Source organism: Nocardiopsis sp. NPDC055879, from assembly GCF_053615935.1.
In genome coordinates, this window is sequence record NZ_JBSHCT010000012.1 from 1 (window position 1) to 14,118 (window position 14,118).

Genomic DNA, 14,118 nt, shown 5'->3' on the forward strand with positions numbered 1-14,118 from the left:
TCCTGCGCCGCCTGCGCTGCTGCCCGCAGCGGGCCGGGGAGATCACCCGTGCTGTGCTGGTCCTTCAGCTCCGAGAAGCAAGATGAAAAAGGCTCCGTGTACGTCGCTGGGCAGCTCACGGGGGATGGCCTGGCGCGGTAGAACGCCGCTGGAGCCATGGAAATGAACACCACCGTGGACGTCCCTGGCTTGGACCGCTTGGCCGGACACCCACGAAATCCGTGACTCGACCCTGGCGGGTTCATGTTGTCCAAGATGTTCGAGGGAATTGTGGTGTGAAGTGTCGGACACCGTGCGGCTCCGCTTCGAATACCGGGCTCGGGGCACGCAGGAACCTACCCCGCGCTCCCTACCCAACAAACGGCCTTTACCGCCTCCCACTCGGAACACTCCGGGTGGGAGGTCGCGTCCCGGGACCTGTCAGGCCCCAACACCGAAAGAGCTAGAAGGATCCCTTCGAAACCGCGAGAAAGGTCGTCCACTCACGGTTCTCGAACTTCAACTGCGCATCCTCCGGGTGAACGGAGTCACGGAAGAATGATTCCCCTGAGGTCAGGTTGAGCACTTCACAGCAGGCACCGATGTCGTAGGAGTAGTGCGACTTGCGCCACCTACCGAAGAAGTCTTGGGAGTTCCCCATGTGTGTTTCGAACATGCGCCGACCCTGCCCTTGGTCTTCGTTGACTTTGGCCTTTTCCCGCACAGCGCCCGGGCGATCTCATATTATGGACTATGATGACTTGGCAGCCCGGAACGGATCACGGGCAGCAAGCGATGAAAGCAAGCACGCACTGGATCGGCGGGAAGTGATGATCGGAACGGTAGCGTAGCAACACCTGCCACGCGAGCCCCAAACCGGACATCCTTTCAGTTTGTCAAACCGTTCCCATGTGGTGACCAGACCGTTTCCTTTCGGCGGGAAATCTGGTATCGAGTGTCATTCTTCGTGCCTCTTTGATGGCATTTTCAAAGGGCCTACCTTTGACCTGACCGGCGGGGGCGGTCTCTTCCCCTCCCACCCCCGCACTTCATGTCAGCCCACCGAGAGCAACGGCTCCGGTGCGGTCCTCAGCCGACCCGCCAGGCGTTCGGACCACTGACCCTTGTCGGTGCCCAACGCGACCTCTCCCAACCGCAGGAGTTGGACGTCGCTCGTGCCGGCCGGCGCGAAGATGTGGTGGGCGTCGCGCAGGTACCGCTCGACGGGGCTGTCGGTGTACAGACCGCGGGCCGCGTGGACCTCCATGGCGTTGCGCGCGGTGTCCAGCGCGTACTCCACGTTGACGAGCTTGGCGTTGATCAGCTCGTGATCGCAGGGCAGACCCTGGTCCAGCAACGACACCGCGTGGTAGAGCGACAGCGTCGCCACCATCAACCGGGACTGCATCTGGCCCAGCTTGAGCTTGACCGCCGGGACCTCGGCCAGCGGCTTGCCGTAGCGATGCTGTCGGCGGGCATAGGCGCTGGTCTCCTCGACCAGGGCGCGGTGGATGCCCAGGGCCACCGCGGCCAGGTTGGCCCTCCCGTACAGGACGCTGGACGAGTAGGCCACCGACAGCCCATCACCCTCCGAACCCAGCATGTTGGCGGCCGGAATCCGGCAGTCCTCGAAGCGCAGTTCACCGAAGCTGAAGCCGTGCAACCCCATCGTGCCCTCGTGCCGGCCCAGGGAGAAACCGGGGCGGTCCGACTCGACCAGGAACGCCGACAGGCCCTTCGATCCGGGGCCGGTCCGGGCCACCACGCCGTGCAGGTCACCGACGTGGCTGTTGCCCACGAACACCTTCTGCCCGTTGAGCACGTACTCGTCACCGTCGCGCACCGCGCTGGTGGTCATCCCGAGGACGTGCCCGCCGGAGCCGTACTCGGTGACCGCGATCGTGGGCATGCAACGGCCCGCGGCCACCTCGGGCAGCCAGGTCGAACGCTGTGCCTCGTCGCCGAAGTGCACGATCTTGGCGACCCCCAGCTGGGAGGCCTGGACCATGGCGCCCATCGCCCCACTGACCCTGGAGAGTTCCTCGATGATGATGGTCTTGGCCAGGTGTCCGAGTCCCATCCCGCCGTAGCCTCGGTCCACGGTCGCCCCGAGCCAGCCCTGCTCGGCGATCAGCCGGGAGAGGCCCTTGTCGACGCGACGGCGTCGCTCCATCTCGGGGACCCGGGGTTCCACCTCCCGCCGTGCGAACCCGCGTACTTCCTCCCGCAGCGTCCGGTGCCGCTCAGCACCGAAGTAATGTTCCACGTCGCTCCCCTCCGCGCCAGGAACTTCCTGGTCGCACCCGGTTTCGACGCGGGCGACGCGACTTCGTTCGGGTTCTGGCCTCCTCCGGTCAGCGCGTTACCGGAACCGGCCAGGAACCCGGGCACCCTCCTCGGGCACGCGAACGGCCCGGGGCGCGCGCCCGCCCCGGGCCGTGGAGGGAGAGGTCTCTCCCGGGAAGAGGATCTAGTCCCAGTCCAGGCCGCCACCCGTCTGGTACTCGATCACTCGGGTCTCGAAGAAGTTCTTCTCCTTCTGGAGGTCCATCATCTCCGACATCCACGGGAACGGGTTCTCCGTCTCACCGAAGATGGGCTGCAGGCCGATCTGCTCGGCGCGCCGGTCGGTGATGAAGTGCATGTACTTCTCGCACAGCTCGGAGTTCAACCCCAGCACACCGCGCGGCATGGTCTCGCGGCCGTAGGAGACCTCCAGCTCGCAGGCGTCGATCAGCATCTGCCGGACCTCGGCCTGGAACTCCTCGCTCCACAGGTGCGGGTTCTCGATCTTGATCTGGTTGATCACGTCGATGCCGAAGTTCAGGTGGATCGACTCGTCGCGCAGGATGTACTGGTACTGCTCGGCGATACCGACCATCTTGTTGCGGCGGCCCAGCGACAGGATCTGCGCGAAGCCGGTGTAGAACCACATGCCCTCGAAGATCACGTAGAACGCGACCAGGTCCCGCAGGAACGCCTGGTCGGCCTCGGGCGTGCCGGTGCGGAACTCCGGGTCCTCAAGGTTCTGGGTGTACTTGAGCGCCCAGGCGTCCTTGGCCGTGATGGACGGGACCTCGCGGTACATGTTGAAGAGCTCGCCCTCGTCCAGGCCCAGGCTCTCGCAGATGTACTGGAAGGTGTGGGTGTGCACGGCCTCCTCGAAGGCCTGGCGCAGCAGGTACTGGCGGCACTCCGGGTTGGTCAGTTGGCGGTACACGGCCAGGACGATGTTGTTGGCGACCAGGGACTCCGCGGTGGCGAAGAAACCGAGGTTGCGCTTGAGCATGAGGCGCTCGTCGTCGGTCAGCCCGTCCTTGGACTTCCACAGCGCGATGTCGGCCTGCATGGCGACCTCGGTGGGCATCCAGTGGTTGTTGCACCCCGACAGGTACTTCTCCCACGCCCACGTGTACTTGAGGGGCAGCAGCTGGTTCACGTCGGCGCGGGCGTTGATCATCGCCTTGTCGTCGACGTTCACGCGCTCGGCGTCACGCTGGATCTCACCGAGACCGGTGGAGGCGGCGTTGTTCTCGGAAACCGCGGTCATGCTCGTGTTCCGTTCTCCGGTCGTACCGGGTCGTCTACGGGAGTGGAGGGGCGAGGAGGGGCCGGCGGGGGTCGCCCGCCGGCCCCGGGCGTTCCTACTGGCAGGCCTCGCACTCGGGGTCATCGATGCTGCACGCCTGGTCCTCGATGATCTCGAACTCGTCCTCGGGCTCCGTGGGCTCGGTGACCGGGGCCGGGGCCGGGCGGGGGCTCGCTGCCGGACTCGGGGTCGCGGCCGGGCTCGGGCTCGGGCTCGGGGTCGCGACGGGGCTCGGCGCGGCGGCCGGCGTCGGGGTGGCCGACACGGCGTTCAGGCGGCCGTCGGTGCCCTTCAGCGTGCTCTTCTCCACGTGGGTGGCGCTCTGCGAACGCAGGTAGTACGTGGTCTTGAGCCCGGAGCGCCAAGCGCGACGGTACAGGGTGTCCAGCTTCTTACCACTGGGCGCGGCCATGTACAGGTTCAGCGACTGGGCCTGGTCGATCCACTTCTGACGGCGCGAACCCGCGTCCACCAGCCAGGTCGGGTCGACCTCGAACGCGGTGGCGTACAGCGCCTTGAGGTCGTCCGGGACCCGGTCGATCTCACCGAGGCTGCCGTCGTGCATCTTCAGCGCGGACACCATCTCGTCGTCCCACAGGCCCCGCTCCTTGAGGTCGCGGACCAGGTAGTCGTTGACGACGGTGAAGTCACCGGACATGTTCGACTTGACGAACAGGTTCCGGTAGACCGGCTCGATCGACTGGTTCACACCGGTGATGTTGGCGATGGTCGCGGTGGGCGCGATCGCCATGACGTTGGAGTTGCGCATCCCGGTGGTCTTGACGCGCTCGCGCAGTGAGTCCCAGTCCAGGGTCTCGCCGCGGTCCATCTCCAGGGCACCGTCGCGGGAGTCGGCCAGCAGCCTCAGGGAGTCGATCGGCAGGATGCCGCGGCTCCACAGCGAACCGTCGAAGCTCTCGTAGGAGCCGCGCTCGGCGGCCAGCTCCATGGAGGCCTCGATGGCGTAGTAGCTGATCAGCTCCATGCTCTCGTCGGCGAAGTTCACCGCGCCCTCGGAGGCGAAGGGCGTGCGGATCTTGAACAGGGCGTCCTGGAAGCCCATGAGACCCAGACCCACGGGGCGGTGACGCATGTTCGCGCGACGCGCCTCGGGGATCGTGTAGAAGTTCACGTCGATGACGTTGTCGAGCATGCGCACGGCGGTGCGGACGGTACGACGCAGACGCTCGACGTCGACGCCGTCCGGGCCCACGTGCTGGGGCAGGTTCACCGAACCGAGGTTGCAGACCGCGACCTCGTCCTTGTTCGTGTTCAGCGTGATCTCGGTGCACAGGTTGGAGGAGTGCACCACGCCGTTGTGCTGCTGCGGCGAACGCAGGTTGGACGGGTCCTTGAAGGTGATCCACGGGTGGCCGGTCTCGAACAGCATGGTGAGCATGCGGCGCCACAGGTCCACGGCGGGCATCTTCTTGGAGACCTTGATACGACCGGCCTCGGCCTCGGCCTCGTACTTCTCGTAGGCCTCGACGAAGTCCTTGCCGTACTTGTCGTGCAGGTCCGGGACCTCGTCCGGCGAGAACAGGGTCCAGGTGCCCTGCTCCTCCACACGCTGCATGAACAGGTCCGGAACCCAGTTCGCGGTGTTCATGTCGTGGGTGCGGCGGCGCTCGTCACCGGTGTTCTTGCGAAGGTCGAGGAATTCCTCGATGTCGATGTGCCAGGTCTCCAGGTAGGCGCAGACCGCGCCCTTGCGCTTGCCGCCCTGGTTGACCGCGACCGCGGTGTCGTTGGCGATCTTCAGGAACGGGACGACGCCCTGGCTCTTGCCGTTGGTGCCCTTGATGTGGGAACCCAGGCCGCGGACCGGGGTCCAGTCGTTGCCCAGACCGCCCGAGTACTTGGACAGCATGGCGTTGTTGCTGATGCCGTGGAAGATGTCCTGCAGGTCGTCGCCGACCGTGGTCAGGAAGCAGGACGACAGCTGCGCGCGCACCGTGCCCGCGTTGAACAGGGTGGGCGTGGAGGCCATGAAGTCGAACGAGCTCAGCAGCTCGTAGAACTCGATCGCGCGGGCCTCACGGTCGTCCTCGTTGAGGGCCAGACCCATCGCGACGCGCATGAAGAACGCCTGCGGCAGCTCGTAGCGGACCTCGTCGCTGTGCAGGAAGTAGCGGTCGTACAGGGTCTGGATGCCGAGGAAGGTGAACTGCTCGTCGCGCTCGGGGTGCAGGGCCTTGCCCAGACGCCCCAGGTCGAACCGGGCGAGGGCGGGGTCGAGCTGCCCGAGGTCGATGCCACGACCGACGTAGGCGGCCAGGTAGCCCGCGTAGCCCTCGGCCATGTCGGCCTGGGTGGCGGTCTCGGGAGCGCCGCCGATGAAGCTCAGGGCCTCGGTGCGGAGCTTGTCCAGCAGCAGGCGAGCGGCCACGTAGGAGTAGTTCGGGTCGACCTCGACGAAGCTGCGGGCGGCCATGACGACGCCGAGCTCGACCTCGGCGTCGGCGATGCCCGGGTAGAACCCGCGACGCGCCTCGGTCAGGACCTTCTCCGCCGAAACGCCGGAGAGCCGTGCACAGGCCTCGGCCACGACATGCTCGATCCGGTCGACGGCGGCGGGACGACCGCCCTCGTTGTTCGGTCCGGGCCGAACGGATGCGGGCACGGCCTCGACGTCAAGGGTCATACAGCGGCTCCAACCTCGGTAAAAGAGTCCCGGTGGGGGTGCGGGGGCACAAGTGACAAGCGTGCGGCTCACAACGATGGATCGCCGCACCGGATGCGTGCGATCCATCGTCGGGTCGCGGCGACTCTCCCTCGAAGCCCCGACGTTGTACACACCTGGGGGTGTGTGCCGATGGCAGGTTTTCGGACTCGTGGGCGCCCTACCGAGCCGTCGCTTCCCGGGACCTTTCGGGGGTTCCCGGTGCGCGTGACGACCTTCGTTCCCACTCACCGCTGCGGGGCAGTCCCGGACTCGCACCGGGTTCCCTCTCGCGTCACCGGCCCCTTGCGAGCCCGGTGAACCACCAGCGGGACAGATACTACATCTAGGGGATGGCGGCTTGGAACACCGCAAGATGATGGCGTGTCGCTGATTTCTCAGATTCTTCGACGATCGTCGAACACGCCTCCCGGGCGTGGTATGAAAGCGCCGGAACGGGGCTGCGCGACGGTATCGGGAGGGGTCCCCGAAGGGGGCGCGTCACAGCCTAGGACGTTCCCGGGACGAACGCACCCGGCACCTCGCCCGGGTGTCCGCCACGGCACCTCTGGGCAGGGTAGGAAACCTCACTCGCGGCCGGCCGATCCCGGTCTGTCGGTGCTCGACCCGCGCCGCCGCCCCACCCCGAAACCCGCCACCACGGGACACGCGCGGGACGACCGAACCGGAGGCCGCCCGCTCCGATCGCCTACGATCTCGTCGGATCGCGCGGTCACTCCTGGTCGAGAAGGAGGTCCAGATCATCCTCCGCCAGCCCGAGGTCGGCCCTGATCCGAAATCGGATCCGCAGGAGTTCGAGGAACAGATCCCGATCGCACGGACTTTGTGGGCGCCCGGCGTGTCGTCGGGCGCCCACGGTGGCCCACCGTTCGGCGCCCTCCAGGTCGTCGTGGGCGTACAACGCCTCGGTGACGTGGATGTGGGTGGGCAATCCGACCGGTTCACCGGTCTCCAGCCGCTTGAGGTGCCCCTCGGCCTGCTGCCGCTCGTCCAGTTGCAACAGGGCGCCGGCGCTGAGGGCGTGCGCGTCGACCACGGTGGGGCCACCATCGTCTATGGCCCGCTGATAGGCGGAACAGGCGCGTTCGAACTCCTGGGCGATCTCCCACTGTTCTCCGGCGCGTACGAACAGCTCCGCCCGCGTGACCTCGCTACCGGCGTCGACGCTGTTGGCCAGGTCCAGTAGTCGGGCGGCGGTCCGGCCGTGTTCACCGGATCGGACGGCGTGGAATTCCAACCGGTCGAGTTCTGCCGTCGTCACGTGGGTCAACCGCATCGCCCCATCCCAACTCGCTCTCCCCACCCACCGATCAGGGCCTGGCACGCTCCAAGGCCTGCCAGAACCCCTGGCGCAGTCCATCTCGGACCTCGTCGCGCAGCAGGTGGTCGATCGGGAGCGAGGATCCCTGGAGCAGACGAGCCTCCAGGTCCGAGGGCATCCGGGGCCTGCGGGCGAGGACGGCCTCCACCCAAAGGACCGGCGCCTCGCGTGCGATCGACTCCGCGAAGTCGTTCCCTTCCTTGTGCGCGATGTGCACCGCATCATCAACGGTATGCGCGCCGAGCCCCGTCTGTTGGGCATATCCAGGACTGTGAGTGGATTCCTGGTAACCGCCGGGGCCGAATCGGCCGTCGTACTCGGGACCAGTAGGTCGCCGTTCCCCGAAACGGGGCGCGGCGCCACCGCTGTGCGCGGTGTCAGTTGCCGTACTGGTCCCATAGGTAGGGTTTGTGTCCGCCCCACCTCCGAACCCCTGCTCCTCGCCGTGTCCGCCACCGAACCTGGGGTCGGGGGCGGGAGGGTTTCTATGGGGTGGAGCCTGTTGCGGGTCGGGCGCGAACGAGGCCTGTGGACCGGTGCCCGCCCCGAAGGCGGGCTGTGGTCCCGTATTGGAGAAGGCCTGTTGTGGGCCCGTTCCGGCGAAGCCCTGTGGACCGCCTCCGGCCGCCTGGGCGGGTCCGGGTCTGGCCGGCAGCCCGTACCCTCCGTCCGCTCCACGCGGCGCCGGATGGGCGCCCGTGTGGGGGCCGACGTACCCGGCCTGCCCGTTCTGACCGGCGCCCGGGTAGACCCCGTTGCCGTTCACCGCCTGTCCCCCCGAGGGGAAACCGTTGGCGTCGATCGCTCCGGGAGGGGCGTTCTCGCCCGAGGGGCCGGCGAGGTGGTCGCCGCGCTGTTGGGCCAGCGAGCGACGCATCGCGCGCAACTGTTCCATGGCGCTGCCCTGTGGAACGGGCTGGCCACCGGTGCCGGCGAACATCGCTTCGAGTCCACCCGTGGAGGGCGTGGCCGGTTCGACCATGCCGTTCCGGGGCCCGGAGGCCACCGGGTGGGGGGACTGTTCGGCGGGGGCCTGGGAGCGTCCGTTGGCGAAGGGCGTGGTCGTCTTCGCCGCGTTCTCCTGGGTGGATCCACCACCGGAGAGCAGGTTGACGTGCGGGCGCAGGTGACCGGCGCCGATCTCGATCAGGTCGTCGCACTCCTGGCGCAGCGCCCGAGAGATGGTCCAGTTGCCCTCCACCGAGATGTGCACGACGGTGACGCGCACACCCAGGTCCTGGACGTCGGCGACCACGGGGGCCATGTCCTCGTCACCGCTCACCAGGACGGCGTCGCAGAGGACACCGGTGCGGGCCAAGGTGGTCAGGTCGCGTTGGACGTAGCCCTCCACGCCCTCGCGGCGGCCGGGCCGGATCTTCGCCGCTCTGAACTTGATGCCGGGGATGTCGGCGATGCCGTCCTGTTCCTGGGCCCTCCGGTCGTCGGCGACCGCCTCGTACCAGTAGCAACGCAGGAGCGGCAGGCCGGTGCGATCCCGTGCGACCTCGTTGAGGAACTGGACGAGACCGGAGTAGTCCCAGGCGACGGAGTCCCGGTTCCGGGTTCCGTGCACGGCCATCGCGCCGTCGGCGAGAAGGTATCCCGCGTCGACGAACAACGCGCAACGGTCCACGTGACACCGCCCCCTTCCCTGTCGATCTCTGGGGCCATATCCATGACCGGGGCACAGCCTAGCCAAGTCTGTCTGATTTTGCGTGCCGCCTTTGAATACTCCCCGTCAATACATTGCTACACACAGGAGGCCTTCCCGGTCGGCGCGGGCCCTTCGGTCGCCCTGTGCACACGATGAACTCCGCACCGATGTTCGACTCAGGTGCGCATCGGGGCCGTGAGCACGATCGCGCCCATCAACAAGGCGTCCTGTCCGGAGGAGATTCGGATTTCCGATTCGCGTCCGAGCCGCGCGTCGAATCGGACCACATCCGTCCCGAACGTCATCGGGTCGCCATCCGAGCCTCGCGCGGAGCTCACGAAGACGTTGCCGGCGTCACCGCCGCCTTCGCGTGGATCGAGCGGGACGCCGTCCAAGAGCACACGGTCCCCGCCCAGATCGGCGTCACCCTCCCAGGCCACCACGTCGAACGTGGCCGGGACCGACGCCGGCAGCAGTCCCGAAACCGGGAACCGCGCGCCGACCTCGTCCTGGAAGACCGCCGAGGTCTCGTCCAGAACCATGGCCTGCCGGTGCCCCTCCACCGAGGGGTCCTCCAGGATCACCACCAGGCTCCACCCCGCGTACGCCCCCCGACCTTCGGTCGCGGGAACGTCACCGACCCACCACTGGCCACCGCCGGCTGAACGCACCAGCTCGGTGACCTCGGCGAACGCCTGGTAGGCGGGGTAGGCCGGCAGCTCGGCGGAACGAACGTCGGCGGCCGTGACCGTCGTGTAGGAGGCCATGCCCGGCCCCTTGATCCGAGCGGTCGGAGCGCTCGGGTCGCCCGCCGCGGAGAAGTACAGTCCGGCCCAGCGCACGGATCCGCCCGCGGGGAGTTCCCAGGTCGCGGCGCTGGACGAAGTCGTCGTGGGGTCCCGGTCGTCGTCCAGGGGCCCCATCACCCAGTTGTCGTTGTCGAGACGCTCACCGGAGCGGTCGCGGGCCTGCGCGCACTCGCCCGGCTCCTCGTCCTCCTCCGGTTCCTCTTCATAACCGTCCTCTGGCGCCTCGGGTCCTTCGGTCTCCTCCGGGGTCTCGGGGGCCTCGGGCGCCTCGGGGGTCTCGGTACCGGATTCCCCGCCGTCCGACCCTTCGTTTCCGGGAAGCCCGGGGACCCCCGGAAGATCGTGATCGAATTCCTGTTCTTCGCCGCCGATCTCCCCTCCCTCCCCGAGGAGATCATCGAGCGCACCCTCCCCCTCCGTCCCAGGGGTCCCGGTGTCCGCGGGAGGGCGACGAAGATCGGCGTCGTCCGCACCCGGCTCGGAGTCGGGGTCGACATCGGTCTCCGCGTCGGGTGACCGCTCGGGCGGGGCCAGGGGGTTGTCGTCCCCGCTCCCCGGCACCCGCGGACGCTCCCACCACGGCCAGGGCCACGGGTTCTTCGGGTTCTCCGGCTGCTCGGGTTCGATGCAGGTCATCAGGGTGTTGCCCACGCTCTCGGAGCGCACCTGACCGGCCGTGGCGTATCTGGCCGGGATTCCCTCCGAGGACACGCCACGCTCACCGGTCGCGGTGTAGCGCACCTCTCCGGAGGAGACCGCCACGTCGGCGGGAACGTCCACGTCGGCGTCGGGCGCCACTCGGACATCCAGGAAGTGGGTGCTGCTCTCACCGGCGGCCATGTCCGACCGCACGCATTCACCACCGCCGCCACCGGCGGAACAGCCCCAGTCACCGTGACCGACCGACAACGGGATCGCTCTGCCCGCACCACCCGAGGAGACCATCTCCACACCGGGGGGCAGGGTGATCTCGGCGACCACGTCCTCGGTGGTGTCCGCGCCGGTGTTGAGCACGTCCAGGACCATGATCCCGTCGCCACCGGGCACGAGGGAGCCGACGGGGTCGATGCCCACGGCGAACTCCGGCCACTCCGCGGGTGCCTCGGGTACCTCGGGCTCTTCGGGTGCCGGTTCGGGTTCCGGTTCGGGCTCTGGTTCCGGTTCCGGTTCGGGGACGGGTTCCGGCTCACTCGGAGGCGGGGGCGGATCGGGCGACTCGGCCGCGGGTACGTCCGCGGGGGGCACCGGCGCGGGAACGGGCTCCTCCGGCGCAGGCGGATCGGCGGGCGGTGTGTCCGGGTCATCCGAGTCCGCGGCCGGGGGCGGTGGGTCCTCCGCGGGGGCGTCGATCGGCGGAGCCGCCGCCGTCGGGGGGTCCTCCTCGATCGGGGCGTCCGCGCCCACCATCGCCAGGGCGACGGACACCGCCACGCAGGCCGCCGCGGCGGCGCCCGCCGTGGCCTGCTGCCGACGCTTGGACATCCGGTTCCACCAGGCGCCGGAAACGGCCGCACCGGGAACGGACGCCAGGTAACCCGTGGCGCCGAAGCCGACGACCAGGGGAAGCACGATCCCGCGCAGCCCGACGTTGACGTCCATCAGCTCCGCGTACACCTCGCGGCAGTCGGAGCAGTCGTCCAGGTGCCGGTCCACCTTGCCGGTGTCCCGCTTGGCCAGGCCACCACGCACGTAGGCGCCCAAGAGACCGATCGTGGGACGGCACGTCTCCGCGGTCCCGCTACCCGCAAGGTGCATCTGCAGGTAGGCCTGCCGCAGCCCTTCCCTCGCGCGGTAGGCCAGGGCGGCCACCCCATTGGGGTTCATTCCCAGGATGGTCGCCGCCTCCGCGGGCTTGACCCCCTCGATCTCGGTGTGCCACAGGACCGACTGCCAGCGTTCGGGCAGGGAGAGGAAGGCCCGGGCGATCAGGGATCGCTCCAGCCCTTCGAGGGCGGGGTCGACGAAGGGCTCACCCGAGTCGTAGCTCTCCATGTCGTCGGTGACGACCTGGCGTTTCTCGCCTCGGCCCCGGTCGTAGGCGGCGTTGCGGACCGCGGTGAGCAGGTAGGGCCGGAAGGCGTCGCTGGGACCACCCCCGCGTTGGAGGACACTGAGCACCTTGGTGAACGCCTCGGCCACGGCGTCCTCGACCTCGGCCTCACCGCGCAGAAGTTGGCGGGCCAGCCCACGCGCGGCGGTCGCGTGGCGTTCGTACAGGGCCCCGAAGGCGGCGTTGTCGCCACCCTTGACCTGCTCGATGATCTGAGCGTCACCGAGCAATGTCTCTGTGTACTCCCCTTCGGCGTCGGTCACCCCGCGCCCTTTCACTCGTAGTCCAGCCCCACCGCTGACCGGAACCGGACGTGGGGGCGTGGGTTCGGCGTCCGAAAACACGTTCTCGAAAAATATCCCCTATCCGCGTCATGAACGCCACCGATCTCCGTGATTAGGGGTGAGGCGGACGGAGGGAGCCCACCGCGGGGGCGCGGGCCCACCTCCGTCCACCTGGGAAAACGACGACCAGGAGCTGAACCATGGGCGAGATCGAAGTAGGAGCCGGAGCGGGGGGCCGCAACGTTCACCGCGCTCGGGAACTACGTACGCCGTGGAGGCACCGCTCACAGGCAGCGGGTTGGTCCCGGTCCGAGGACTGGTGGACCCCGGCCGTGGACGTCCTCTGTGAGGCCTACGCGCACGGTGGCGAACTCACCGAACCCTGCGCGAGGCTCGGCGAGGCCCGCGCCCGTGTGGGTGTGGGGATCGGGCGCGCCCTGACGGACCTGGACGCGTTCACCCGCTCGATCGGGCTGGACCGATCACCGTTCGCCATGGTCCGAGCCCTGGCCGAGGGCTGGGAGCGAGGTGGTCGCGACCGGGACCACTGCCAGGATCCGCTGACCGGACTGGCCGATCGTGGCTACCTGCGAACCAGGGTGGGCGAGCTCTACCGGGGCATCGACGACGGCGTGCCCGCCGCCTTCGACCACCGTCTGGTGGTCATGGCGCTGGACCCCTCACTCGACCCTTGGCGGCGGACGGCGCGGCTCATCGTGCTCGGTCACGAACTGCGCCGCTTCTTCACCCGTGGCGAGTCGTTGTGCCTGGTGAACCGCTCACGGATCGCGGTGCTGACCCAGGACGGACCCAACCTCGCGGAGGAACTGGACCTCCTGCGCGAACAGACCGGTTGGGAGCACGGGGCGGCCGTGTGGTCGGTCCCGTTGCCCGGCACCCACGCCGAGGCCTTGTCCCTGCTCGACGCCCTGGACGGCGGGGGTGCTCGATCCGACCGATGACCCACTGACGCCGTTCCGGTGGACCAGGCCCTCCTTGAGGGGAGAGGAGCCCCCACCGGACGGCAACGCCGACCGCCGCGCGACGCCGAGGGGACGCGCGCAGAGCGGTCGGCCCCCGCCCGACGACCACCCCGGGCCCTCTGGCCCCGAGAGAGGGCGGCCCAAGGGAACGTCGGACGGGAGGGCGCGTTGACGAACGCGCCGGGGCGCGCTCACACAGGGGAGGTGGGCGCGCCCCTCTCCTTCGCGCAGGGGCGTGGCCGCCCGGTTCGGCCCGTCACCCGACCTTGATCCGGCCAAGGCTCACCCGGAACAGCGCTCTACCGAACAGGGACGCGGGGACCGCCCGCACGTTCACGATGCGTTCCTCGAAACCGCCCGGCATCGGCGGGGTCCGGTCCACGATGTCGGCCCACGCCTCGATGCCCTTGGCGGACGGCACCGGATCGAAGGTGCTCGACGCGAACGGTTCCGAGTCGACACCCGACGATTCGGCCTCGTCCTTGGGCCGGGTCCGCTGTTCGGGCCGTTCCGGGGCCGCCGGTTGCACGGGGGCCGCCGGCCAGAGCGGTTCCTCGGGCCGGAGGGTTCCCTCGGTCCGAATCGGCTCTTCGGGCGGAACCGACTCCACCGGACGAGCGGACGTGTCCTCCACCCGGGCCTCGGGGCGCGGGGCCGACGGCGGTTCCGGGACGGGGGCGGGGTCCGGTTCACGAAGGGGGTCGGGTGCGATCGGCCCTGGCTCCGCTTGGACCCGGGGGTCGGTTCGCGGGGCCTCCCACGGCAC

At 68.8% G+C, this 14,118-nt stretch carries 9 protein-coding genes and 1 riboswitch; of the genes, 1 reads left to right on the forward strand and 8 read right to left on the reverse strand.

The annotated features are described in order from the left end of the window. Positions 1–442: 442 nt before the first annotated feature. The 7 genes from ACWGKS_RS15670 to ACWGKS_RS15700 all read right to left on the reverse strand — a co-directional run bounded on the left by ACWGKS_RS15670 (position 443) and on the right by ACWGKS_RS15700 (position 12,348). Positions 443–655 (reverse strand): DUF397 domain-containing protein, encoded by a 213-nt coding sequence (locus ACWGKS_RS15670; protein ID WP_358512941.1) that lies wholly within the window; start codon positions 653–655, stop codon positions 443–445. A 378-nt stretch (positions 656–1,033) separates the two neighbouring features. Beyond that, positions 1,034–2,245 (reverse strand): acyl-CoA dehydrogenase family protein, encoded by a 1,212-nt coding sequence (locus ACWGKS_RS15675; protein ID WP_358512943.1) that lies wholly within the window; start codon positions 2,243–2,245, stop codon positions 1,034–1,036. A gap of 204 nt (positions 2,246–2,449) precedes the next feature. Next, positions 2,450–3,529 (reverse strand): ribonucleotide-diphosphate reductase subunit beta, encoded by a 1,080-nt coding sequence (locus ACWGKS_RS15680; protein ID WP_358512945.1) that lies wholly within the window; start codon positions 3,527–3,529, stop codon positions 2,450–2,452. Positions 3,530–3,623: 94 nt separating this feature from the next. After that, positions 3,624–6,212: a ribonucleoside-diphosphate reductase subunit alpha gene (locus ACWGKS_RS15685; protein WP_358512947.1), complete on the reverse strand. Its 2,589-nt coding sequence runs from the start codon at positions 6,210–6,212 to the stop codon at positions 3,624–3,626. 156 nt (positions 6,213–6,368) lie between these two features. After that, positions 6,369–6,575, reverse strand: a riboswitch (cobalamin riboswitch). 388 nt (positions 6,576–6,963) lie between these two features. Then, a complete protein-coding gene (locus tag ACWGKS_RS15690; RefSeq protein WP_358512949.1) occupies positions 6,964–7,527 on the reverse strand; it encodes a hypothetical protein in 564 nt (187 codons plus the stop codon). Positions 7,528–7,561: 34 nt separating this feature from the next. After that, positions 7,562–9,205, reverse strand: coding sequence for an NYN domain-containing protein (locus ACWGKS_RS15695; RefSeq protein WP_358512951.1), 1,644 nt, complete (start codon positions 9,203–9,205; stop codon positions 7,562–7,564). A gap of 197 nt (positions 9,206–9,402) precedes the next feature. Further along, on the reverse strand, positions 9,403–12,348 hold the full coding sequence (locus tag ACWGKS_RS15700; RefSeq protein WP_358512953.1) for a sigma-70 family RNA polymerase sigma factor: 2,946 nt from the start codon (positions 12,346–12,348) through the stop codon (positions 9,403–9,405). Positions 12,349–12,569: 221 nt separating this feature from the next. Here ACWGKS_RS15700 and ACWGKS_RS15705 point away from each other — a divergent pair, with 221 nt between their 5' ends. Continuing rightward, complete coding sequence (locus tag ACWGKS_RS15705; protein WP_358512955.1) at positions 12,570–13,331, forward strand: hypothetical protein; 762 nt, start codon at positions 12,570–12,572, stop codon at positions 13,329–13,331. A gap of 277 nt (positions 13,332–13,608) precedes the next feature. Here ACWGKS_RS15705 and ACWGKS_RS15710 read toward each other — a convergent pair whose 3' ends face one another. Further along, positions 13,609–13,962, reverse strand: a complete 354-nt coding sequence (locus ACWGKS_RS15710) for a hypothetical protein (RefSeq protein ID WP_358512957.1) — start codon at positions 13,960–13,962, stop codon at positions 13,609–13,611. Between the last annotated feature and the right edge of the window lie 156 nt (positions 13,963–14,118).